At 61.0% G+C, this 231-nt stretch carries 1 protein-coding gene; it reads right to left on the bottom strand.

Annotation, left to right across the window (positions count from 1 at the left end; translation table 11 throughout):
* A partial coding sequence (locus RYX56_RS26885) for a type II toxin-antitoxin system Phd/YefM family antitoxin (RefSeq protein ID WP_500660741.1) occupies window positions 1-148 on the bottom strand: 148 nt, incomplete at its 3' end.
* Window positions 149-231: the final 83 nt, after the last annotated feature.

Consider the following 231-nt stretch of genomic DNA (forward strand, 5'->3'; position numbering starts at 1 on the left):
TCAGCACCGCAGCCGGCTTCCCGCCTTCGCGCGTGATGATGGTGTAGTCATGATCCGCCGTCACCCGGTCGATAGCGGAGGCGAGGTTCTTGCGGAGTTCGGTGACGGACATCGCGTTCATGGCGCGAATGTACAGATTTCTGTACATTCGCGCAAGCGGGCTGTCACAGCGTCCGCGCGATCAGCAGCTTCATGATCTCATTCGTGCCGCCGTAGATGCGTTGCACGCGG

Source organism: Alkalihalophilus lindianensis (assembly GCF_032843265.1).
In the GTDB taxonomy this organism is placed as follows: domain Bacteria; phylum Bacillota; class Bacilli; order Bacillales; family Bacillaceae_D; genus Alkalihalophilus; species Alkalihalophilus lindianensis.